The 21,891-nt window shown below is 50.5% G+C and carries 16 protein-coding genes; 8 read left to right on the top strand and 8 right to left on the bottom strand.

All coding sequences use genetic code 11. The features are described from left to right. Positions 1-597 precede the first annotated feature (597 nt). The 5 genes from mnmE to rpmH form a co-directional block, all read right to left on the bottom strand. Complete coding sequence (gene mnmE / locus ACJJJB_RS19185) at positions 598-1,974, bottom strand: tRNA uridine-5-carboxymethylaminomethyl(34) synthesis GTPase MnmE (RefSeq protein ID WP_282952044.1); 1,377 nt, start codon at positions 1,972-1,974, stop codon at positions 598-600. Between the two features lie 74 nt (positions 1,975-2,048). Further along, positions 2,049-3,716: a membrane protein insertase YidC gene (gene yidC / locus ACJJJB_RS19190; RefSeq protein ID WP_445365325.1), complete on the bottom strand. Its 1,668-nt coding sequence runs from the start codon at positions 3,714-3,716 to the stop codon at positions 2,049-2,051. A gap of 8 nt (positions 3,717-3,724) precedes the next feature. Continuing rightward, on the bottom strand, positions 3,725-3,958 hold the full coding sequence (gene yidD, locus ACJJJB_RS19195) for a membrane protein insertion efficiency factor YidD (RefSeq protein ID WP_083922742.1): 234 nt from the start codon (positions 3,956-3,958) through the stop codon (positions 3,725-3,727). Next, a complete protein-coding gene (gene rnpA, locus ACJJJB_RS19200; RefSeq protein WP_020413886.1) occupies positions 3,955-4,341 on the bottom strand; it encodes a ribonuclease P protein component in 387 nt (128 codons plus the stop codon). The genes yidD and rnpA overlap by 4 nt, the downstream gene beginning before the upstream one ends. A 27-nt stretch (positions 4,342-4,368) precedes the next feature. Next, entirely contained in the window at positions 4,369-4,503 is a 135-nt protein-coding gene (gene rpmH / locus ACJJJB_RS19205; RefSeq protein WP_020413885.1) for a 50S ribosomal protein L34, read from the bottom strand. 511 nt (positions 4,504-5,014) lie between these two features. Here rpmH and dnaA point away from each other — a divergent pair. The 5 genes from dnaA to ACJJJB_RS19230 all read left to right on the top strand — a co-directional run bounded on the left by dnaA (position 5,015) and on the right by ACJJJB_RS19230 (position 13,659). Then, a complete protein-coding gene (gene dnaA / locus ACJJJB_RS19210; RefSeq protein ID WP_040628923.1) occupies positions 5,015-6,706 on the top strand; it encodes a chromosomal replication initiator protein DnaA in 1,692 nt (563 codons plus the stop codon). A 32-nt stretch (positions 6,707-6,738) separates the two neighbouring features. Beyond that, entirely contained in the window at positions 6,739-7,845 is a 1,107-nt protein-coding gene (dnaN, locus tag ACJJJB_RS19215) for a DNA polymerase III subunit beta (RefSeq protein ID WP_020413882.1), read from the top strand. A 124-nt stretch (positions 7,846-7,969) separates the two neighbouring features. After that, positions 7,970-9,076, top strand: coding sequence for a DNA replication/repair protein RecF (gene recF / locus ACJJJB_RS19220; protein WP_445365326.1), 1,107 nt, complete (start codon positions 7,970-7,972; stop codon positions 9,074-9,076). Between the two features lie 18 nt (positions 9,077-9,094). Beyond that, on the top strand, positions 9,095-11,515 hold the full coding sequence (gyrB, locus tag ACJJJB_RS19225) for a DNA topoisomerase (ATP-hydrolyzing) subunit B (RefSeq protein ID WP_445365327.1): 2,421 nt from the start codon (positions 9,095-9,097) through the stop codon (positions 11,513-11,515). A gap of 347 nt (positions 11,516-11,862) precedes the next feature. Next, positions 11,863-13,659, top strand: coding sequence for a hypothetical protein (locus ACJJJB_RS19230; protein ID WP_444945908.1), 1,797 nt, complete (start codon positions 11,863-11,865; stop codon positions 13,657-13,659). A gap of 69 nt (positions 13,660-13,728) precedes the next feature. Here the strand turns inward: ACJJJB_RS19230 and ACJJJB_RS19235 are convergent, their stop codons facing one another. Together ACJJJB_RS19235 and ACJJJB_RS19240 are read right to left on the bottom strand one after the other, a co-directional pair. Continuing rightward, a complete protein-coding gene (locus ACJJJB_RS19235) occupies positions 13,729-14,409 on the bottom strand; it encodes a phosphoadenosine phosphosulfate reductase domain-containing protein (protein WP_020413874.1) in 681 nt (226 codons plus the stop codon). Between the two features lie 140 nt (positions 14,410-14,549). After that, on the bottom strand, positions 14,550-14,993 hold the full coding sequence (locus ACJJJB_RS19240; RefSeq protein WP_353375844.1) for a GNAT family N-acetyltransferase: 444 nt from the start codon (positions 14,991-14,993) through the stop codon (positions 14,550-14,552). Positions 14,994-15,223: 230 nt separating this feature from the next. Between ACJJJB_RS19240 and ACJJJB_RS19245 the strand changes: the two genes are divergently transcribed. Beyond that, positions 15,224-17,392, top strand: coding sequence for a TonB-dependent receptor family protein (locus ACJJJB_RS19245; RefSeq protein ID WP_445365328.1), 2,169 nt, complete (start codon positions 15,224-15,226; stop codon positions 17,390-17,392). Positions 17,393-17,475: 83 nt separating this feature from the next. Here the strand turns inward: ACJJJB_RS19245 and ACJJJB_RS19250 are convergent, their stop codons facing one another. Beyond that, entirely contained in the window at positions 17,476-18,660 is a 1,185-nt protein-coding gene (locus ACJJJB_RS19250) for a class I SAM-dependent rRNA methyltransferase (RefSeq protein WP_445365329.1), read from the bottom strand. A gap of 396 nt (positions 18,661-19,056) precedes the next feature. Between ACJJJB_RS19250 and ACJJJB_RS19255 the strand changes: the two genes are divergently transcribed. Next, the gene (locus ACJJJB_RS19255; protein WP_020413870.1) at positions 19,057-20,043 is read left to right on the top strand and encodes a GlxA family transcriptional regulator; all 987 of its coding nucleotides are present in this window, start codon (positions 19,057-19,059) and stop codon (positions 20,041-20,043) included. Positions 20,044-20,515: 472 nt separating this feature from the next. Beyond that, complete coding sequence (locus ACJJJB_RS19260; protein ID WP_445365330.1) at positions 20,516-21,847, top strand: serine hydrolase domain-containing protein; 1,332 nt, start codon at positions 20,516-20,518, stop codon at positions 21,845-21,847. Positions 21,848-21,891 lie beyond the last annotated feature (44 nt).

A 21,891-nucleotide genomic window follows, 5' to 3' on the forward strand; every position in this document is an offset into this window, starting at 1 on the left:
CATCAAGTAAAACTACAGTTTAAACCCCTTGGTAGTAGGGGGTGCAAGTAGGGTATGGCGTTGTGGAAACTTGGGATAACTTTGCGTATCGAGTCTTAGGCTCAAAGTTATCATCATATGATTAGCCATCTTTACGGGTATTTATCCCCTTTTTTGCTCACACTAGTATTTTTTCGACTAGGGTCGGTGGGATTTTGCCAAGGTTCTACGAGGGATACCTGTGTGTAATCTTGAATAATGTATAAACCTGTGAATATAAGGACTCAAGGATGTGAGTTAGCCGTGAGATGCGGATTAATAGTTTTATCCACGGGAAATCCCCGTGGACATGTATAACTTACCGAGAGAGGAAGCTGATGGAATACTCAGAGGTTGCTTTCCTCGCGGCATTGCATAGCAGACTGTGTAATGAGTTCAGGGGAAAAGTCCGGGAAAAGTGGGGATAGAATTAATTCACCTCAATAATTCTGAGGTTTTCCTGTGTACAGGGGGTGTGGATGTTGTGCCAGGGAAGATAAGCTGGGGAAATACGGGGGATAAAGGGGAGTTCTTGGTCACTCCCCGTGTAGAGTAAACCGGCGAGAAGCAGGCAGCTTACTATTTGCCGATACAGAAGCTGCCAAATATCTTGCCCAGAAGTTCGTCAGCGCTGACTGTCCCGGTGATTTCACCCAATGCCTGTTGGGCTTGGCGTAGGTCCTCTGCTAGCAGTTCTCCAGCCCCACTAGAGTGCAATTGTTGCTGTCCCTGCTCAATAAAGGCCTTAGCGCGATCCAGGGCGTCCAGGTGCCGGCGCCTGGCACTGAAATTACCTTCTGCTGCACCGCTAAATCCGATGCTCTGCTTTAGGTGCTCCCTTAGGCTATCGAGGCCCGCGCCTGTCTTAGCGCTGATAGCGATGACAGGTACGCCTTCGGTATGTGCTTGCAGGCCAGCACTGTATTCGGTGAGGTCAATCTTATTTAAAATCAATGTCAGCTTGCTAAGGTCGTTTAGCTGATTGGTGAATTCGGGCCAGGCCTCAGTAGGATTCAGGGAGTGCAGCTGTTCTGCATCCATTACCAATAGGACTCGGTCGGCCTGGTGTATTTCCACCCAGGCACGCTCAATTCCGATCTGTTCGACTTTATCTGGTGCATCGCGCAGGCCAGCGGTATCGGCAAATTGCAGGGGCATTCCATCAATGTGGATATGTTCGCGCAAGATATCCCTGGTGGTACCGGCAATATCCGTAACGATAGCTGCATCGTGCCCTGCGAGGGCGTTTAACAGGCTGGATTTTCCCGCATTTGGGCGACCAGCGATGGCCACCCGCATACCCTCTCGCATGATGGCGCCCTGACGGGCCTGAACTTCTACCGATGTGACCTGGGCTAGTAGAGCTTCAATATCTGCGGCGACCTTGCCATCGGCGAGGAAGTCGATTTCCTCTTCCGGAAAGTCGATGGCCGCTTCAACATAGATACGAAGGTGGGTGAGGCTCTCTACCAGGTCCTCAATCTTCTCGGAAAAAGCCCCCTGTAGTGAGCGCATGGCGTTGCGCGCTGCCTGGGAGCTGCCTGCATCGATTAGATCGGCGATGGCCTCGGCTTGGGTAAGGTCTATTTTGTCGTTGAGAAAAGCCCGTTCAGAGAATTCGCCAGGGCGTGCCTGGCGTGCCCCCTGTTCAATGGCTGCCTGTAGCAATTGGTCGAGAATAACCGGGCCTCCATGCCCCTGGAGTTCGACCACATCTTCTCCAGTGAAAGAGTTGGGGCCGGGAAAGAACAGAGCCAGGCCCTGATCAATCAGTTGTTCGCCATGATAAAAATTCCGGTAGTGGACATAGCGGGGCTCCAGGGGCTTTGCTCCGCAGATTTTTTGGGCAACTTGCAGGGCATTGGCGCCGGAGAGACGGATAATACCAATGCCACCGCGCCCAGGGGCGGTGGCGACGGCGGCGATAGTTTCGCGATTGAGGCTTTGTTGTGTCATCGGCAGAGTGTACTCGACAGAACGGAAAAGGGCCGCTTTTGCGGCCCTTGTTAATAGTGCTTGCTGTGGGTAGATCAGTACTTTCCGGCATCTACCTGCTTGTTGATATACCAGGTCTGGCCGATAGTGATCAGGTTGTTGGCAATCCAGTAGAGTACCAGGCCAGCCGGGAACCACAGGAAAAACACGGTCATCATTACTGGCATCAGCTGCATGATACGTGCCTGGGTGGGGTCAGTAGGGGCTGGGTTTAGCTTCTGCATAAACCACATGGAGGCACCCATCAGAACCGGCAGAATAAAGTAAGGATCCTTTGCCGATAGATCGTGAATCCAGAAAATCCAGGGTGCATGGCGCAGCTCCACAGTTTCAGTGAGCATCCAGTAGAGCGCGATAAATACCGGCATCTGTAACAGGATTGGCAAACAGCCGCCCATTGGATTGATCTTCTCCCGGCGGTAGAGCTTCATGGTCTCTTCCGCGAGTTTCTGCCGGTTGTCCTTGTATTGCTCCTGCAGTTTTTTCATCTGCGGCGCAAACTTGCGCATACGAGCCATGGACTTGGTGCCTACGGCGGATAAAGGCAGCAGCAGAGTCTTGATAAATACGGTGAGCAGGATAATCGCCCAGCCCCAGTTGCTGACAATATGCTCCTGGATAAAGTGCAGTACGCGGAACAGCGGTTTGGCAATCCACCACAGCCAGCCGTAATCCACGGTCAGGTCCAGATAGGGTGAGATCTCCTCCAGGCGGTAGACATCCTTGGGGCCGGCATAGAAGGAAGCGCTCAGCTCGCCCTGAGTCGCGGCGGGGATTTGTACCGGCTGGGCGGTGAAGCCCATACGGAAGAGTCCGTTGGACAATTCGCGCAGCTCAAAAGTGTTGCGTTCATCCTGTGGGGGAATCCAGGCGCTAAGGAAATAGTGCTGCACCATGGCTACCCAACCGCCTTCCACTGTGGTGCGGGTGGGTTTCTCGGCGATTTCTTCAAAATCCTGCTTGAAGTAATTTTCTTCGTTGGTGTGAAGAGCGGCACCGAGGAAGGGTGACATACCAAAACCGGTATCGGTCACCGGCTCACTGGCATCGCGCTTGATCTGGCCAAACATGGCGGCAGACCAAGGCTTGGAGCTGGTGTTATCTACCAGGTAGGCCACCTGAACGAGGTAGTCACCACGTTTGAAGGTGTAGCGTTTGGTGATATTTGCACCTTCTTGCTGCAGGGTCAGGTCCACAATCAACTGATCCTGCCCTTCGACCATGGCGTAGTTGGTCTTTTCAACCTTAAATAGGGGGCGGCCAGCGGCGCTATCGGTGCCGTTGTTACCGATCAGACCACTCTGGGCGATATAGGTGTGATAGCGGGTCTGGTTTAACAGGATTAAGGGCTGGTCAGGCGTATCCAGTTTTTCTTGGAACTGTCGCAGGGCCACTTTTACGATATCACCGCCACGAGGATCAATGAGCAGATCAAAGACGTCGGTGGTGACATTGATGAGCGTGCGTTGGCCGCCCTCGGTGCCTGTCTCTGCTGGCGCTTGAGACTCCAGTTGGGGTACATCGCCATTGCCGTTTTCGCTGGTCTGCGCCGGGATTTGGTTGCCGCTCTGTATATCGTTGTGAACTATGGTTTCGCGGTCGAGTTCAGGAGTGTGCTGCTCTTGAAATGCATTCCACTGGAAGATAAGTGCGAGGAGAACCGCGAGAATTCCACCGAGCAGCGTATAGCGTTGCCAATCCATCTTAATACCTAGAGCGTGTTCTTGTGTTTGGTGGGGGGAACCGGGTCCAGTCCACCAGGGTGCCAGGGGTGGCATTTTATAAGGCGGCGCGCAGTTAAATAACCCCCCTTTAAGGCTCCGTGAGTTTCAATCGCCTCTTCGGAGTATCGCGAGCAGGTTGGGTAAAAGCGGCACTGGTTACCTACCCATGGGCTGGCCAGATAGCGGTAGACGTGTATCAGCTTGATCAGTAGCCACTTCATGACTTCGATTGTGGCTGTTGCGCGCGCTTGGCCAGCTTGCGCCAGAGCTTGTTTAGTGTCTTCGCCAGTGCGGCCTTATCCAGATCTGCAACCCCCGGGCGAGCCAATACTACAGCATCCAGCGGCGGCAACTGGTGTTGCTGCAAGCGGAAGGTTTCTCGGGTAATTCGCTTGATTCGATTGCGGTCGGAGGCGTTGCGCACATGCTTCTTGGCAATTACCAAGCCGAGGCGCGGATGCTCAGAATCACTGGGGCATGCGAGGATCAGGAGGTGGGGATGCGCGGCGCGCACAACGTTTTCATTGAAAACCTTGCGATACTGCGCCGCATTAAGCAGGCGCAGAGTCTTGGCAAATCCAAAGCTGCTGCGCACCTGCTGCATAGGGAGAATCTCTAAAAAGAAGAGATATTATGCAGACAGTACTTTGCGGCCTTTAGCGCGACGGCGGGCCAGGATTTTACGGCCGTTTTTGGTTGCCATACGAGCGCGGAAACCGTGAGTGCGTTTGCGCTTCAAGTTGCTGGGTTGAAATGTGCGTTTCATAGTCTTGCTACCTGAGACTTTGTGTTCGAAGTTTCTCGGGACCATCCCCGGCCGCGGCCTGGACTCCGGTCCGGCACAAAGCCGGGGCAGACGGAGCTACGCGCTGCGAAGGCCGCGGATTGTATAGAAAGGCAGCAGTGAAAGCAACGCACTGGCAGGGGAAATTCGATTCCTTCGCTGACAAATTTTGCGTTCTATTTCCCGTCAATTTATCAAGCCCTTGAGGCGCTTGAAGTATCTCGCGATGCCCACTGATTGATCCCAAGATATGCACAGGTATCTGTGGATAATTTTTTATGTCTTAGCCAAACAGCTGATTAATTGTTGTTCAATTACTTGATTGTGTGGACTTTTTTACGCTTATTTTTCAACAGAGGTATCCTTTCTTGTGGATAACATACTGCTAGAAAGGTATACTGCGCCGATCTTATTTTGACGGCCTCGGACGTTTCTTTGTCCGGTCTTGCCGTTTTCTCAGTGGTCTTACCATATTGGGGTTTTGGGGGGTTTCTTGACTGAATCCGTTTGGAAGCAGTGCGCTGGTTGTTTGCAGGACGAGCTACCGTCGCAGCAGTTCAATACCTGGATCAGACCGTTACGCGTCAATCCCGCATGTGCGGAGGGCGAGTTGCGCCTGATCGCGCCGAACCGCTTCGTGTTGGACTGGGTTGGCGGAAAATTCCTGAATCGTATCCGTGAACTCGTGCATCAGTTTTCTCCCGGTCAGCCACTGCAGGTGGCCCTGGAAATTACTGCGCGCCGCCCTGCGCGTTTTCAGCGTAATCGAACTATGGCCGAGCCCGCACCGTCACCAGTACCGACGTCTACGCCTATACCTCCTAAGGTACCGTCGGCTATACCAGCATCACCAGATACTTCAGCGGCTCGCGGCGGTTTGGCATCTAATGGCAATTGGCATAGTCCACCACCGTCTTCAACAGCATCTTCCCCACTATCTGCAGCGACCTCTTCATTACCCGTGCAACCCATGCCGGTTGGAGCCTTTGGAAGTGGTTTGCGAGGTACCCCTCATCCGGCCGTGGCAGAGGAGGCTACTGCGGAGCAGATGACGACAGGGGAACTGGCACTCACTGATCTGCGCCCTCCGGCTATGGGTGAGATGGCACGCTCAATTCCAGAACCGCCGGCGCGCCAGGTGGAGGTAGAGGGGGCTATTAAACATGGCAGTTCGCTCAACCGTAACTTCACCTTTAAATCTTTTGTTGAGGGTAAATCTAATCAACTTGGCCTTGCGGCTGCGCAGCAGATTTCCGATAACCCCGGTGGAGCTTATAACCCACTCTTTATATATGGTGGCGTCGGCCTTGGTAAAACACACTTGATGCATGCGGTCGGTAATGCCCTGTTAGAGCGTAATCCCAATGCCAAAGTGGTTTACCTGCATTCCGAGCGTTTTGTAGCGGATATGGTAAAGGCGCTGCAGCTTAATGCGATTAGTGATTTCAAACGCTATTACCGTTCTGTTGATGCCCTGCTGATTGACGATATTCAGTTTTTTGCGGGTAAGGAGCGCTCCCAGGAGGAGTTTTTCCACACTTTCAATGCACTTCTTGAGGGCGGGCAGCAAATTATTCTGACTTGCGACCGCTACCCCAAAGAGATCGATGGCCTCGAAGAACGTCTTAAGTCACGTTTTGGCTGGGGATTGACTGTAGCCGTGGAGCCTCCGGAACTGGAGACTCGCGTGGCAATATTAATGAAGAAAGCCGAGCAATTTGGTGTGGAATTGCCGCACGATTCTGCTTTCTTTATTGCTCAGCGTATCCGGTCCAACGTCCGGGAGCTGGAAGGCGCTCTGCGCAGGGTGATTGCAAATGCCCAGTTTACCGGTCGTGCAATTGATGATGTTCTGGTGCGTGAGGCTTTAAAGGACTTATTGGCCCTGCAAGACCGATTAGTAAGCGTGGACAATATTCAGCGAGTGGTTGCCGAATACTACAAGATTAAGGTAGCGGACCTGCTCTCTAAAAGACGCAGTCGTTCCGTCGCGCGGCCGCGCCAGGTTGCCATGTCATTGGCCAAGGAGCTCACCAATCATAGTTTGCCGGAGATCGGCGATGCCTTCGGCGGGCGGGATCATACAACTGTCCTGCACGCTTGCCGTAAAATCCGCGAACTGCAGGAGTCCGACGCGGATATCCGTGAGGACGTAAAGTTACTGACACGGTCGTTGACCACTTAATCGAATAACTGACAAACAAGGCGAAACTACCGATGAAATTCAATGTAAGCCGGGACGCCCTGCTGAAACCGCTACAACTGGTAGCCGGCGTTGTCGAGAAGCGCCAGACTTTGCCGGTCCTGGCCAATGTATTGATGCAATTACAGGGGCAAGAGCTGTCCCTGACTGGGACTGATCTCGAGGTTGAGATTGTTGGCCGCCTGCCGGTGGACGGTGTGGAGATGGAAGGTGAGGTGACAGTCCCAGCACGTAAATTGTTGGATATCTGCCGATCTTTGCCCGATGGTGCTGAATTAAAATTTGAGCGCGATGGTGAGCGCCTGGTGCTGCGCAGTGGGCGCAGCCGTTTCCAGTTATCAACCCTGCCTGCTGCCGACTTCCCCAATCAGGAGGAAGCAAGCGCCCAAACACGTTTCGACATCTCCCAGCGTGAGATCCGCCGCCTTATTGAAGCGACCAGCTTTGCCATGGCTCAGCAAGATGTCCGCTATTACCTGAATGGCTTATTGCTCGAGTGCCGCCCACAGCAACTTCGTGCCGTCGCCACTGACGGTCACCGGCTGGCCCTCTGTGATCGGGATGCGCCGGGATTAAATGTTTCAACTCCGATACAAGCTATTGTTCCCCGTAAGGGTGTACTGGAACTTGGTCGTCTGCTAGAGGACACTGATACCCAGGCACAGGTGGTACTGGGTAATAACCATATCCGTGTTGTTAGTGGCCAGTTTACGTTTACCTCCAAATTGGTGGATGGCAAGTTTCCGGATTACGAGCGCGTTCTGCCACGAGGTGCAGGCAATGTTGTTTATGCCGATCGCCAGGGGCTGCGCCAGGCATTCTCCCGTGCGGCCATTCTCTCTAACGAGAAATATCGCGGTGTACGCTTACAGGTTTCCGAGGGGTTACTGCAAATTATTGCCAACAACCCTGAGCAGGAGGAGGCTGAGGAGCAGATGTTGGTGGATTATGTGGGAGAGCCTATGGAGATTGGCTTTAATGTTTCTTATCTCCTGGATGTTACCGGTGCAATCCACAGTGACCAAATCCGCATCAGTCTGGCGGATGCCAACAGCAGTGCGCTGTTGCAGCAGCCTGAGGAGGGCGATGCCCTCTATGTGATTATGCCGATGCGCCTATAAGACTCAGGCTGAGAAGCTTGGCTCACTTTCGAGAGGGGACCGCTTTGTATCATGGACAGGTGGTCCCTTTGTTTTTTCAGTATCTTGCGGACGGCATTCCCCCGGCTAGCGAGGAGAAGGGTCTATGGCACTGACCCGTCTTCTGATCTCCAATTTTCGTAATATCTCTCAAGCTGACCTGTTTTTGGACGCAGGAGTAAACCTGTTCTGTGGTGTAAATGGGAGTGGCAAAACTTCAGTCCTTGAAGCTGTACATATGTTGGCTACAGGTCGCTCCTTTAGATCTCGTCAGCATAAATCTGTTATTCAACATGATCAGCCCGGGCTTACGGTTTTTACCCAGCTGGATACGGGTCTCAACCTCGGTGTTGAACGTCTGGCCAACGGTAGTGGTCGTGTGCGTATCAACCAGGCGGCAGCTGAGTCTAGTTCACAGCTCGCCAGTTGTCTGCCCTTGCAGTTGATCAATAGTGATAGCTTCTCCGCCCTGGATGGCGGGCCCGGTGTACGTAGGCGACTTCTGGATTGGACAGTGTTCCACGTGGAACATCTTTTTGCGCAGGAATGGAAAAACTACCAAATCGCACTGAAGCAGCGAAATGCCTTGTTGCGACGTGGTAAAATCGACGCTGACGCGATTGGGATTTGGGAGCATCAGTTGGCTCAGAGTGGCGAGAGGGTAGACAGCCTGCGTCAGGGCCAATTCCATGAGCTGCGAGCGGCTGTGACCGCTCTTCTGGTGGGGTTGCCTCTCAGCCTGTTACACAAAGTGGATATAAGCTATCGGCGTGGTTGGCGAAAGGAGGTCGAGCTGGCTGAGGCGTTTAGGGAGTCTCGGGAGGGTGATCTCAGTCAAGGGCATACCCGCACTGGGCCTCACAGGGCAGATCTCCGTTTTACCGTTGCGGGAGAGCCAGCGCACAATGTTTTATCCCGTGGCCAGCAGAAGATGCTGGTATGTGCTGTGCGAACGGCTATGGCGCAATTGGTGTGTCGTCACCGGGAGAAACCGGTATTCCTGGTTGACGATCTGCCAGCGGAGCTGGATGAATACAATCAACAGATTTTTGCGCACTGGGTAGGGCGTTGTGCCAGCCAGGTGCTTGTAACCGGAATTGAGGAGGGCACTACAAGCCGCCCCTGGCGGCAGCTAGATGCCCCTTGGAATTGCCCAAAAGTGTTCCACGTGGAACATGGGAAGATCAGTGCCGAAGCTTCGGCCGCACAATAAGTTGAATGGAGCGAATAAATGTCAGAGCAGCAAAGCTATGACTCAAGCAGTATCAAGGTATTAAAAGGCCTGGATGCGGTGCGCAAGCGCCCCGGAATGTATATTGGTGATACCGACGATGGCACCGGTCTGCACCACATGGTATTCGAGGTGGTTGACAACTCCATCGATGAAGCGCTGGCCGGCCACTGTGATGAGATCCGTGTAACCATCCACCCGGATGAGTCCATTTCTGTATCGGACAATGGCCGTGGTATCCCAACAGAGATTCACCCGGAAGAGGGGGTCTCTGCAGCAGAAGTGATTATGACCGTCCTTCATGCGGGTGGTAAATTTGATGACAACACCTACAAGGTCTCCGGCGGTCTGCACGGGGTAGGGGTATCGGTAGTAAACGCTCTGTCCAAGGAGCTGAAGCTGATTATCCGTCGCGGTGGCAAGATCCACGAGCAGACCTACCACCACGGTGTGCCCCAGGCACCTCTGGAAGTTGTGGGTGACAGCGATACCACCGGCACCACAGTGCACTTCAAACCCTCAGGGGATACCTTCAGCAATATCGAATTCCATTTCGACGTGCTGGCCAAGCGCTTGCGCGAGCTGTCCTTCCTGAACTCCGGTGTGCGTATTGTCCTGAAGGACGAGCGCAGTGGTAAGGAAGAGGTCTATGAATACGAAGGGGGTTTGAGTGCCTTTGTGGAGTTCCTCAATCAGAACAAAACCCCGATTAACAAGGTTCTGCACTTCCAGAGCCAGCGTGAAGACGGCATTGCAGTAGAGGTGGCATTACAGTGGAACGATAGCTTCCAGGAAAGCATCTTCTGCTACACCAACAATATTCCCCAGCGCGACGGCGGTACCCACCTGGCGGGCTTCCGTGCAGCCCTGACCCGTGGCCTGAACAGCTATATCGAGCGGGAAGGCCTGGGCAAGAAAGACAAAGTGAACACCACTGGCGATGACGCCAGGGAAGGTCTCACCGCGATTATCTCTGTGAAGGTTCCGGACCCGAAATTCTCCTCCCAGACCAAGGACAAGCTGGTTTCATCCGAAGTGAAACCCGCTGTAGAGCAGGAGATGGGCCACCACTTTACAGATTACCTGATGGAGAACCCACAGGAAGCCAAATCTGTCGTCACCAAGATGATCGACGCGGCCAAAGCCCGTGAGGCGGCCCGCAAGGCCCGCGAAATGACTCGCCGCAAGGGAGCGTTGGATATTGCCGGCCTGCCCGGGAAACTGGCGGACTGCCAGCAAAAAGACCCGGCACTATCTGAAATTTACCTGGTGGAGGGTGACTCCGCTGGTGGTTCTGCCAAGCAGGGCCGCGATCGCCGTACCCAGGCGATCCTGCCGCTGAAGGGTAAGATCCTCAATGTGGAAAAAGCGCGCTTCGACAAGATGCTTTCCAGTGCCGAAGTGGGTACCCTGATTACCGCACTGGGCTGTGGCATCGGCAAGAGCGAATTCAACCCGGACAAGCTGCGTTACCACAGCATCATCATCATGACCGATGCTGACGTGGATGGAGCCCATATCCGCACCCTGCTGCTCACCTTTTTCTTCCGTCAGATGCCGGAGTTGATCGAGCGGGGCCACATCTACATCGCCCAGCCGCCGCTGTATAAGATCTCCAAGGGCAAACAGGAACAGTACCTGAAGGATGAGGGCGCTCTAACCCAGTTCCTCACCAACGCCGCCCTGGAAGGCGCCACGCTGTTTGTGAACCCGGACGCCCCTGGGCTTTCTGGCGCCTCCCTGGAGAGCCTGGTAGGCGAGTACCGCAGCGTACTGGCGACAATCGACCGTCTGTCGCGTCTGTACCCTGAGGAAGTGCTGCGCAGCATGATCTACCTGCCTTGCCTCACCCAGGAAGACCTGCAGTCCCAGGAAAAAGTTACGGCTTGGAGTGAGAAACTACAAGAGAAGCTGGGTGAAGAGGAGAGTGGCGGAACCCGTCGCCATGAAGTGACGGTTCAGGAGAACACCGAGCGCGGCCTGTTCCTGCCCCATATCCATATCGTGGCCCACGGTGTTGGCAGTGACTACCTGATTAACCACGAGTTCTTCGATTCCGCTGAGTACGCGTCTATTTGCGCTCTGGGTGAGAAGATGGTGGGCCTGCTGGAAGAGGGGGCTTTTATTCAGCGCGGTGAGAAGCAGCACCCTGTCAGTAGCTTCCCTGAAGTGATGGACTGGCTGATGGGCGAAAGCCGCAGAGGCTACGGTATCCAGCGCTATAAAGGACTGGGAGAAATGAACCCTGAGCAGCTTTGGGAAACCACCATGGACCCAGAGAGCCGCCGTATGCTGCAGGTAACCGTTGAAGATGCTATCGCAGCAGACCAGATCTTTACCACCCTGATGGGCGATCAGGTAGAGCCACGCCGTGACTTTATCGAGACCAACGCCTTGGCGGTAGAAAATTTAGATATTTAACTGAATTAAGATAAATGCCCATTTAATGTACAGGTTTTTCGCATAAAAGTAGCCCTACAGAAAAACCTGTGCTGTATTTTAGCATTCAGTCAAAATGGGTAAGTGGATTTTGTTACGGTAGTTCTAAAGGGATTCTCTCACTCTTAGATCTCTACTGTACAAAATCCAAATTTTTTATTAATTAAAAACTGAGTGCAAAACTATACTAAGTGGAATTGCCTCACTTCATAACGCAGTATTTAGAATTAACCCCTAAAGAAAAATACAATAAAAAATAGATAGTAGCTGTATCTCCTTCATTAATTTATTCCCCAATTAAAGCAAAAAAATACTTGGCAAAAAGATCTATGGGACGCGTCAAAAAACACTATTTTGGGAATTTTCACCTCTCTGTTTTAACCCTTATTTTTTTAGTCCTTACAGTTAGCTGCACCAGTAGCAAAAAATTAATTAATTCTAATTGGCATGAAATTGAAACAGAGCACTTCCGAATCGTTACTAATGGAAGCCCCAGACGAGTCACCAAACTGGCTGTAGATTTGGAGCGATTTCGAATTCTTACACAAAAATATTTTTATCAGACCTCGGACCAGCAAAAATTAACGATTTATGCATTAGCTGATGAGCTCAGTTTTTCAGGAATGAGTAGTGTCAACTCTAGCCAAAGATCGATAGGGCAATTTCAAAATACTCCTTATGGCAGTTTTGCGTTGTTAAATCTCAAGGGAAATCAGTACCTTCCTGGTAATCCAGCACGCCAAACCCTATTTCATGAATATACCCATTTTCTAACATACAGTGGCAGTCGTCGTAACTATCCTTATTGGTTCAGCGAAGGTATTGCGGAAGTATTTTCCACAGCAGAATTTGGAAAAAATAATGAGTTTAGTATTGGACATATACCGGTAAGCCGAGCAATTAGCCTTTCCAGATCGTCAGAGTTGCCATTGGAGAAACTGCTTACAGCCACTCCTGGCTCACTTAATGATAGAGAGACTAGTGCCCTTTATGCCAGTGGTTGGATGTTAGCTCACTGGCTGTATTTTGATCCTGAACGTATTAGAGCTAAAGGACTAGAGTTATATTTGGATGCATATCATTCTGGTGCAGACTCTGCTTCAGCACTTCCTAAAGCTCTGGGTATGACATTTGAGCAACTTAATAATTACTATAAAAAACTTCCTAAAAGCGACTTCGGCGGAGTTAAAGGAAGCTTAGATAATGACAGTATAAATATTTTACCGTCAACGAAGCTGATGAATAATAATGATGCGGTTGTTGAAATTGCCAATTTTATGGCAGTTACAGGTCGTAGCTTGAGTGAGCTTAGGGAGTTCGTGGCTTATGCTGAGAAAAAACAGATTACCAGTCCGGCGCTCAATTCCGCTTTAGCAATTGCCGCTGCCAACGAAAAAAACTTCATCCTTGCCCGGGAAATATTAGAGGCGACGCCAGATGTCTATCAGCGTGAAACCTGGTACTTGGAAGCTTCTGCAAAAACTGCACTCACAGAGATGCTTGATCAATCAGCAGAGATCAATGTTAAAGAACTTAAATATATTCGTGACCAATATATTGAGCTAGTCAATGCGAATGGGAATGTGCCCGCCTATTGGCATGGCTTGGCCATAACGATGCAAGTTTTAGGATACTCACGATCAGAATATGTGAAGATACTTCAGCAGGCATATTTGCGAGCTCCAAGGAATCCACAAATTTCGTGGTGGTATGCTAATGAACTCTATCTAAATCGCAATCGGGAGGAATTTCCTCTCGTTGTTCAACCCCTGTTAATGCAGACCGCTGATCAACAACTGCGGGCCAATCTGAAAATGATGGTTATAGAAATTGGGCAAGAGAAAGAATTGCCTGCAGAGCTGGCATCAACTTCTAATGGCTTAGGAAGATTATTGAACGGTTATCGTAAACTTTCAGGAAATAAAGCTTTAGCTATGGCAATGGACTACCGGGGGACTTTTGTAGCTGGCTATATGGAAGAGAGCGCTAATCAATTCGAAGCAAACCAACTTGCCCTACAAGCATGTGAGAAACAGAAAGAGCGTTATCAGGTAAGAGATAGATGTGCGATTTATGCCGAGGGAGAGCAGCTTGTAGACTCCACTGATAAGGTAAGTCTTTTTTAGCAGTAAATAATCATTTATTGATGCTTTTCAACTCAACCACCATTGATAGTTACTGGAAAAGTAGTAGAACTACTTTTCCAGTAACAACCCGCACTCCCGGTGCTCCTCACCTTTAGTTGGATCAAAGTAAATATCGTTATCGGGAAGGTCATTCTCGTAAACGTACTCTTCAACATCAATTTCTTTTAGGTGGAACATCGGCGCTACACGAATGGTGCCGTGATTGCCTTGAGTAAACACATCCAGATTTTTGCGATGGGCATTTTGATCGTGGCGGATACCATTCAACCAGACATCGGGTTGTAACTCCTGCATTGCGCGGTTAAAGGGTTCAAGCTTTACCGTGCGTGAGAAGAAGTCATGCTCGGGGGTATCCAACTGCGGGATACCACCATAGACCGCATTGTAGTGAGCTGCCGATATCTTGGGTGAATAGGTACGCAGATTCAGGTTCAGCGTCCTCACGACATTTTCGATATGCCGGTAGGTTTCTGGTGTGTTGTATCCGTGATCCACCCAAATAACTGGGATATCTGGCTTGGCTTTGGTGACCAGGTGCAGAAAAGCGACCGCAAGTGGGCGGAAGTTTGTAAAAACTACCGGGTTTTGTGCCTTTTCCATGGTGAACCGCATGATCTCGCTGGGCTTGGCCCCAACAAAAGACTTGTTCAGCGATGCCAAATCGGCACCGTGGTGAAAGAAGCGGTCGGAAAAAGACTGCACGGTGTTGGTGGAAGCGTGGTGTCCCATAAGAAATCAGCGCATAGGATAGTTAGGGTAGAACGCATGCTACCCGCTTAATTTGTCGCGTAGAAACAATAAAAAGAAGTGAATCAATAAGCTTCAGTTATAAGTAAAAGCTTTTGACTTGGGCTCATGGCTATAAAGAGCTAATCCAGGGGGCGATCGAAGCGCATCTGGATCAGGTGCTGGCCGTATTCAGCAATATAACGCCGCTCGGTTTCCACAAACCCTTGTTTTTGTAGGAAATAACGTGTGCGGAGGTTTTCCCTCAATACCCCAGTTTGCAGTTGGAGCCTACCTTTACCCGCTGCGGAGAGCAGGCTGGCGCCAATGCCGCAGCCCGAAAATATTGGACTGACACAGAGATAGGCTATGCGGTCCCGGTCAAGAAGAGTAATGAATGCTTCGGCTACGGCATTGTGGCGTCCTGTAAATACGAGGCAGAGACTGGCCTGGCGGCAGTCACGACGAAACTGCGCGACGTGATCGAGCCAGAATTGGCGGGACAAAGAGGGGTGAGAGTTGGCTGTCGCATGGAGCCAGAGTTGCTCCAGCCTGTCCAGTTCTTTGAGTTCTGCCTTTCGAATCATGGGCACCCCCGAGGCGGATACATGGGCCCAATGCTAGTCGGGTCAAAGGTTAGATCCTAGAAAACATCCCCTTATTAGGATAGAAACTATAAAGACAGCCATTTTTTCCTCATGAAGGCATCAAAAGGCAAGAAATAGTTCTGTTATGCCATTGGGTTTATAATGGTAAAATACAATCATTCTTATTAATAACAATAATTACAAAGCTATAACGACTCAATGGAGGGTTCATGAAGAAATTTTTCCTGTCGCCATTGGCTATCGCCCTGGCGGCTGTTACAGCTGCACCAACCTTGGCTGAACAGCGCCTGGAGACGGTTACCGTTATTGGCGATTCCGAGTCCATTTCGACGCTACCGGGTTCCGCGCACCTGGTTGATGCTGATGAGCTGGCCGAATTCGAGTATGTAGATATCAACCGCATGATGCGCTCTGTACCGGGTGTCTACATCCTCGAAGAGGATGGCTATGGTCTGCGTCCTAATATTGGTATTCGTGGCGCACAGGGTGGCCGCTCTGCCAAGATCTCACTGATGGAAGATGGCGTATTGGTAGCTCCGGCACCTTACTCGGCACCGGAGGCTTACTATTTCCCGAGTGCAGGCCGTATGGATGCCATTGAAGTGCTCAAAGGCCCCGCCGCATTGCAATACGGTCCATTTACTGTTGGTGGTGCGGTAAATATGTTGAGCACACCAATCCCAACTTCCAGCCAGGGCATGGTGCAGCTAGAAGCCGGTGAATACGGTGAGACCCGTCTGCACGCACACTATGGTACCAGCACTGAAAATACTGGCTGGCTGCTGGAGACCCAGCAACAGTATGCGGACGGCTTCCGCGAAATCGATCACGCGGACAGCGCGGATATTGCTAAAGAAGATTACCTGCTGAAAGGCCGCCTGCAGTCCGATGCGGATGCGACCTTTCGCCAGCAGTTGGATATCAAGCTGCAGTACTCCGAAGAGGAGTCAGGCATGAGTTATCTAGGACTGACGGATGCCGACTTTAACGATGATCCTAATCGTCGCTATGGTATCAGTGCCCTGGATGAAATGCAGAATCGCCACAGCACCGTTCAGCTGAACCACAGCATCGAGTTGAGTGACAGCTTTACCCTGCATACCCAGGCTTATTACAACAAGTTTAAGCGCGACTGGTTTAAGGTCAGCGAGGGTGAATTGATAGATGCTGTTAATACCGGCGGCGCTGTTGACGGAGTTATAGATCCCCAAGCGGTGTTGGATGGCACTGAGGATTACACCTTTGGTATCAAGCATAACAACCGCGAGTACGAGGCCAAGGGTCTGCAAATCAGTGCCGATTGGCGCTTTAACACTGGTGCTATTGCCCATGAGCTGACATTCGGCCTGCGTCAACATCAGGATGAAGTCGACAGATATCAACCTGTAGAAATTTACAACCAAATTGATGGCCAACTGGTATTTGATAGTGTTGAGCTGCCTAGCGCCAGCAATAACCGTGTCGAAGAAGCTGAGGCTACCTCGTTCTTTATCTACGACGATATCAAGCTGAACGAAAAGCTGACTCTCACTGCTGTTCTTCGCTACGAGGATATAGAGACCGAGCAGCAGCGTTATAACGACGCCGATCGTACTGAGAAGGGCAGCTACCGTTCCAATCAGGTGGATGAGTGGCTGCCCGGTCTGGGGGTTGTTTACCAGGCCAATGAGCAGTGGAGCCTGCTGGCAGGAGTGCACCGTGGCTTTGCTCCTCCCGGTGCAGGCGCAGCCGATGGCCAGGGCCCGGAGTTATCCACAAACTTTGAATGGGGTGCGCGCTTTGATAACGGTAGCGTAAGTGCCGAGTTAATTGCCTTCTACAGCGATTATGAAAATGCTGTGCAGAACTGTTCGGTAGCTGTGGAATGCCCCAATGGTGCCGACAGTGGTACCTACCAGCTGGGTGAGGCAGAGATCAAAGGGTTGGAAGCTACCTTCGGCAGTGAGTGGGTACTTGCAAACGGTTGGACGCTGCCAGTAAGAGCTACCTATACCTTCACCGATGCTGAAATTACTGAAGACAGTGACGATGGAGGTCTAGTTGCCGGGGATAATCTTGAATACCTGCCGGAAAATGTATTTGCTGTATCTGCTGGCCTGGATAGTGGCGCTGCCTGGCGTCTAAACCTAACCGCAGCCTATCAGGACGAGATGTGTGTTAATACTAGCTGTAATCAGGGGAATACTGACCGCTTCGATTACACAGAGTCTCTGTGGGTTGTGGATGCGGCTGCGCACTACGACTTTAGCGCCGACCTGACCGGTTACCTGAAAGTGGATAACCTGTTTGATGAGCAGGTGATTATCAGTCGCAGCCCCGATGGTGCTCGTGCTAACCGGCCGCGTACTGCCGCTTTGGGTATGAAGTACACCTTCTGATCCGAGCTTCGGCAAAATCACTGGATAAGGGAAACCCCGGCTAGAACCGGGGTTTTTTATTGGGAGGTGTGAGTAATAGCCTACTAGCGGTCCCCACCCAAGTGCGCAAAATGGGCTTTGAGATAGCTCGTTTCGGGGATTGCCGGGTGTACCGGATGGTCTGCGCCTTGGCCACCACTGGCGAGGATGCGTGCACGTCTCCCCAGCCGATGTGCGGCGCCACGGACACAGTCCAGTAACTCGTCTGATTGCAGGTGCATGGAACAGGAAGCACTTACTAACAGTCCATCTTCGCCAAGTAGCCGCATGGCCAACTCGTTGATATGGCGATAGGCTGACAGCCCGGCCTTGTGATCCTTGCGTCTCTTTATGAAGGCTGGAGGGTCCAGCACGATGACATCGAATTTTTCCCCAGCAGCAACCATAGCTTTGAGCACGTCCAAGGCCTTGCCATGGACAGTGTTGAGCTTATCCACAAGTCCATTGTGATCTGCGTTGACCTGACACCAGTCCAGGGCCTGTTGTGAGGCATCCACACAAGTTGTGCTGGCAGCACCGCTGGCCAGGGCCTGAATTCCCCAACCGCCGGCGTAGGAAAAGAGATCCAATACCCGCTTTCCCTTAACCCAGCGGTTGAGCAACCTGCGATTCTCGCGGTGATCGTAGAACCAACCCGTTTTCTGTCCCGCATGTATCGGTGCAAGTAAGGGGACGCCATTCTCCTCAAAAGGAACCATCTCGGGAACCTCTCCGAAAACAACTTCTTTGACCGGTGGCATTCCTTCTACGGCGCGCCCCTGGTGATCGTTGCGTAGCAATATGCCTCTTGGTTGGACTAACTCAATTAACTTATCCACAACCTGCTGCTGGAAGTGTTCCATTCCCCAGTTGCTCACCTGAACAGCCAAGTAATCACCAAACCTATCCACAACCAGACCTGGCAGACCATCTGAATCCCCATACACCAACCGGTAACTCGGATGCTCAAAGTAGCGTTGGCGTAGGCTCAAAGAAGATAGTAGGCGCTCACTAATATCGGAATCATCGAAACTGGATTTTTTAGTAACGAGACGTCCACAAATGAGCTGACTTGGGTTTATAAAAGCCGTGCCGAGAAGCTTCCCTTGACTGTCGAGAACCTGGCACAGACTGCCGGGTTCGATTCCCTTAAGTGGAGATCGCTTGGTGTCCACTTCATTGCTGTAGATCCACAGGTGGCCACGTTTCAAGCGGCGCTCAGCACCGCGATTCAATATTAATTCCAGCAAAGAGAATCTCCCTGGGGTTGAACAAAATTGGTGGCAATTTTGCTTGGCTAGCCCTTTAGGTCAAGTGATAGTCCGTATGGAGAAGTACCCTGCTAATTGTTAGTAAGGAAAAATTATCCACAAACGCTACGCGAGGACTCAAGAAATCATGGTGATGTGGATAATTTTCGGGAACATGGCAAGAAGAAACAGGGGGAGCTAAAAGAGCTTAAAAAATGAGTCTGTGACCACTTACATTGGGCGCTCCCCTGGCGTATGGTAATACGGGCGCCAGGCAGGCTAAGAGCCATTTGGATATCTAATGCAGATAAATGATTGGTAAATTATCAATTAGACGGCAGAATTCCCCACCAATATGTCATTTTTGCCTAATTGGTATTGTGGAACACTCCTGCAATGAAATTCCCAAAGGACCATTCTCTAAAAGTCTCCATGGTTATCTATCCCGGAGCTTCGAGTCTCGATGTTACCGGCCCCCTGGAAGTCTTCTCTCTGGCCAATCATCAACTCCGTGCAGAGGGGCGCTATACCTCTGACTTCTACGATACCCAAATTTTGGCTGACAGTGCTGGGCCTATAGTCACGGCTTCTGGAGTAAAGCTCTATGCAGATTATGGCTTCAGGGAAGTCGAGGATATCCACACCCTGTTGCTCAGCGGTGGGCCACCGAAAAGTTATGATATTTTGGGCAGCAATGTCGAGTTTATTCAGTGGCTGATCGATCAGGAGACACAGGTGGAACGACTCGGCTCCATTTGTACCGGAGCCTTGATACTGGCCAAAGCAGGCTTGTTGAATGGTCATCGAGCTACTACCCACTGGGCAAATGTGGCAGCACTACAAGAGTATGCCGACATAGAAGTGGACCCCGATGCCATTTATATACGAGATGGTAATCTCTACACCTCTGCGGGGGTTACAGCAGGTATCGATCTTGCGTTGGCACTGGTCGAGGAGGACCACGGCCGTAGCCTGGCATTGTCGATTGCGAGAATGATGGTGCTCTACTTGAAACGCGATGGCGGGCAACAGCAGTACAGCACCCACCTGATGAATCAGCTGCAAAGTGATCGATTTGCCGGGTTGGTGGAATGGATTTACCAGAATTTAAAGGAGCCACTTACCGTAGAGAGGCTTGCACAGGAGTCCGCCATGAGTCCACGTAATTTTGCTCGATGTTTTTCTCGAGAATTGGGCGTAACTCCGGCACGCTTTATTGAGAGTATCCGGGTGGAGAAGGCCTGTCAGTTGCTCTCAGAGCAAAACTTGTCTCAGGAAAGGGTGGCTTGTCTGTGTGGCTTCCAATCCCAAGAGCAGTTGAGACGAACATTCCGCAGGCACAAGGGAATTCTTCCAAGTGAATTCCGCCGCCGCTTTCATTAAGAGCCAAATTTTACGGATTAAATATTTTAGCGGTTGTGACAAAGTAAATTTTTATTATGAACCATATAATTTTTTTATAATAATTAAAAATACCTGTACTTTAATGCGCAATGATTAACTTATCCTGGATAAACATAAAAAATTTAAAAAATATAGAAAGTAAAAATAGATATATCCTAACCTAATAAAAAAGATATTTTTGTAAATCATACTGTTTTTACTTTATCAAGATGCTACTTAATCTACTCATTTTGGAACTATTGATGAATAGTACTTAGGATAGAGTATGTATGTGATTTTCAGATAAAAGATAGCAAAGGTAAAAAGCGGCTAGTGTCAGTTAAAAAGAGTGAAAGTTTACTAAATAGTACCAGCCCCCTGTCCCAAGGTATGTGGTCTTTGCAATGTCAGAATTGGTCGTAACTGAGTCTCTTGATATACGGGTGGCAATATAACATTGAGAGAACCGGGCTTGGAGAGTTTTACTACAACTGTTACAGCCCATCCTTATGAATTTTGGAATAAGCTGATGAGTCATAAAAAATTCCTGCTGGGCAGTCTCGCTATTCTGTTATGCGTTGGTTACCTACTATGGCCTGTTTATCAATTTTATGCATGGTCACTTGACTCCCTGCCACTAAGCCCTTTTGGCTGGCGAGCCTTACCTGATAAGGCACCGTCGACACAGGTACTTTATAACGATGAATATAAATCCGCCGCAGAATATTCCCTAACCGTAATCGAAAAACACCGCGAGAAAATTGGTGCTCCGGCTATTTCTGCGGCAGTTTCAGCCTGCGGCGAGGTGGTCTGGGCTGGTGCATCCGGATGGGTGGATTTAGCAAGGCAAATACCAGTCTCCACTGAGACTCGTTTTCGTATCGGCAGCACCTCCAAGGCTTTGACTGGAACGGCTCTCGCAAGGTTGGTACAGAATGGGAGAGTTGATCTTGATAAATCAATCGCAAATTATTTTGAAGTGATGCCGAACTCGGGATGGGCGGATATAACGCCGCGTCAGTTGGCCGCACATATGTCAGGTTTGCCACATTATAAGAATAATTCTGACTGGCTCGGTTTATATAAAACTCTAGCACTGCGTAGTCATTACGAAAGTATGTACCAAGCCTTGGGGGTTTTTGATGATAGTGAATTGCTTTACAAGCCAGGGACAGAGTTCTACTACAGTAGTTTCGGTACCGTTCTTTTGGGTGCAGTCTTGGCTGAAGCCGAGGGGCAAAATTATCTGGAAGTGATGAGTAGGGAGGTTTTTAGACCCGCCTCAATGAAAAATACAGAGGCATCACCGGTAAATGGAGATCCGACTCGTAATATTGCTCGCTTTTATAAAAGTAATGGTTTAAGTGGAGAGGAGCTTCGTCTACGCGAGTGGCGTCCGGTGGATTTAAGCCATCGATTGCCAGGAGGTGGTTTTATTTCTACGCCAAGTGATTTGGTTAAACTCGGCGCCCTCTATCTCGACGATCGCTACTTAAGCCCTGAAACCAGGGAAATATTTTGGACGCCACAAAAGCTTGCGAATGGAGATGTGAATGAGCAAAACTACGCTTTGGGTTGGCGTGTTCGAGAAATGGAAATTTCTGAGGTGGGTTTTTTGCGTGTTGTCAATCATGGCGGCGTCAGTCGAGGCAGCCAGAGTTGGTTAATGATAATACCGGAATACAAACTATCGATCGCGGTGAATATTAATCGCAAAACAAAAGTTTTCTGGGATTTCGGTAATGTTTCTATGGATATCGCTGCGGCATTTATTCGACAACAAGAAAAACTGGTTTGTAAATAAAAAAACTGGCCGAGGTTTTATGCTTCGGCCAGTTTCTAAAAAAT

The sequence above is a fragment of the Microbulbifer variabilis genome (assembly GCF_052468405.1).

Excerpts from the sequence above, each read along its gene's own strand:
- dnaN (WP_020413882.1), top strand. The coding sequence starts at position 6,739 with ATGAAATTCAATGTAAGCCGGGACGCCCTGCTGAAACCGCTACAACTG.
- rnpA (WP_020413886.1), bottom strand. The coding sequence starts at position 4,341 with ATGCAGCAGGTGCGCAGCAGCTTTGGATTTGCCAAGACTCTGCGCCTG.
- rpmH (WP_020413885.1), bottom strand. The coding sequence starts at position 4,503 with ATGAAACGCACATTTCAACCCAGCAACTTGAAGCGCAAACGCACTCAC.
- ACJJJB_RS19230 (WP_444945908.1), top strand. The coding sequence starts at position 11,863 with ATGGGACGCGTCAAAAAACACTATTTTGGGAATTTTCACCTCTCTGTT.
- recF (WP_445365326.1), top strand. The coding sequence starts at position 7,970 with ATGGCACTGACCCGTCTTCTGATCTCCAATTTTCGTAATATCTCTCAA.
- ACJJJB_RS19235 (WP_020413874.1), bottom strand. The coding sequence starts at position 14,409 with ATGGGACACCACGCTTCCACCAACACCGTGCAGTCTTTTTCCGACCGC.
- yidD (WP_083922742.1), bottom strand. The coding sequence starts at position 3,958 with ATGAAGTGGCTACTGATCAAGCTGATACACGTCTACCGCTATCTGGCC.
- yidC (WP_445365325.1), bottom strand. The coding sequence starts at position 3,716 with ATGGATTGGCAACGCTATACGCTGCTCGGTGGAATTCTCGCGGTTCTC.
- ACJJJB_RS19255 (WP_020413870.1), top strand. The coding sequence starts at position 19,057 with ATGAAATTCCCAAAGGACCATTCTCTAAAAGTCTCCATGGTTATCTAT.
- mnmE (WP_282952044.1), bottom strand. The coding sequence starts at position 1,974 with ATGACACAACAAAGCCTCAATCGCGAAACTATCGCCGCCGTCGCCACC.
- gyrB (WP_445365327.1), top strand. The coding sequence starts at position 9,095 with ATGTCAGAGCAGCAAAGCTATGACTCAAGCAGTATCAAGGTATTAAAA.
- ACJJJB_RS19240 (WP_353375844.1), bottom strand. The coding sequence starts at position 14,993 with ATGATTCGAAAGGCAGAACTCAAAGAACTGGACAGGCTGGAGCAACTC.
- ACJJJB_RS19245 (WP_445365328.1), top strand. The coding sequence starts at position 15,224 with ATGAAGAAATTTTTCCTGTCGCCATTGGCTATCGCCCTGGCGGCTGTT.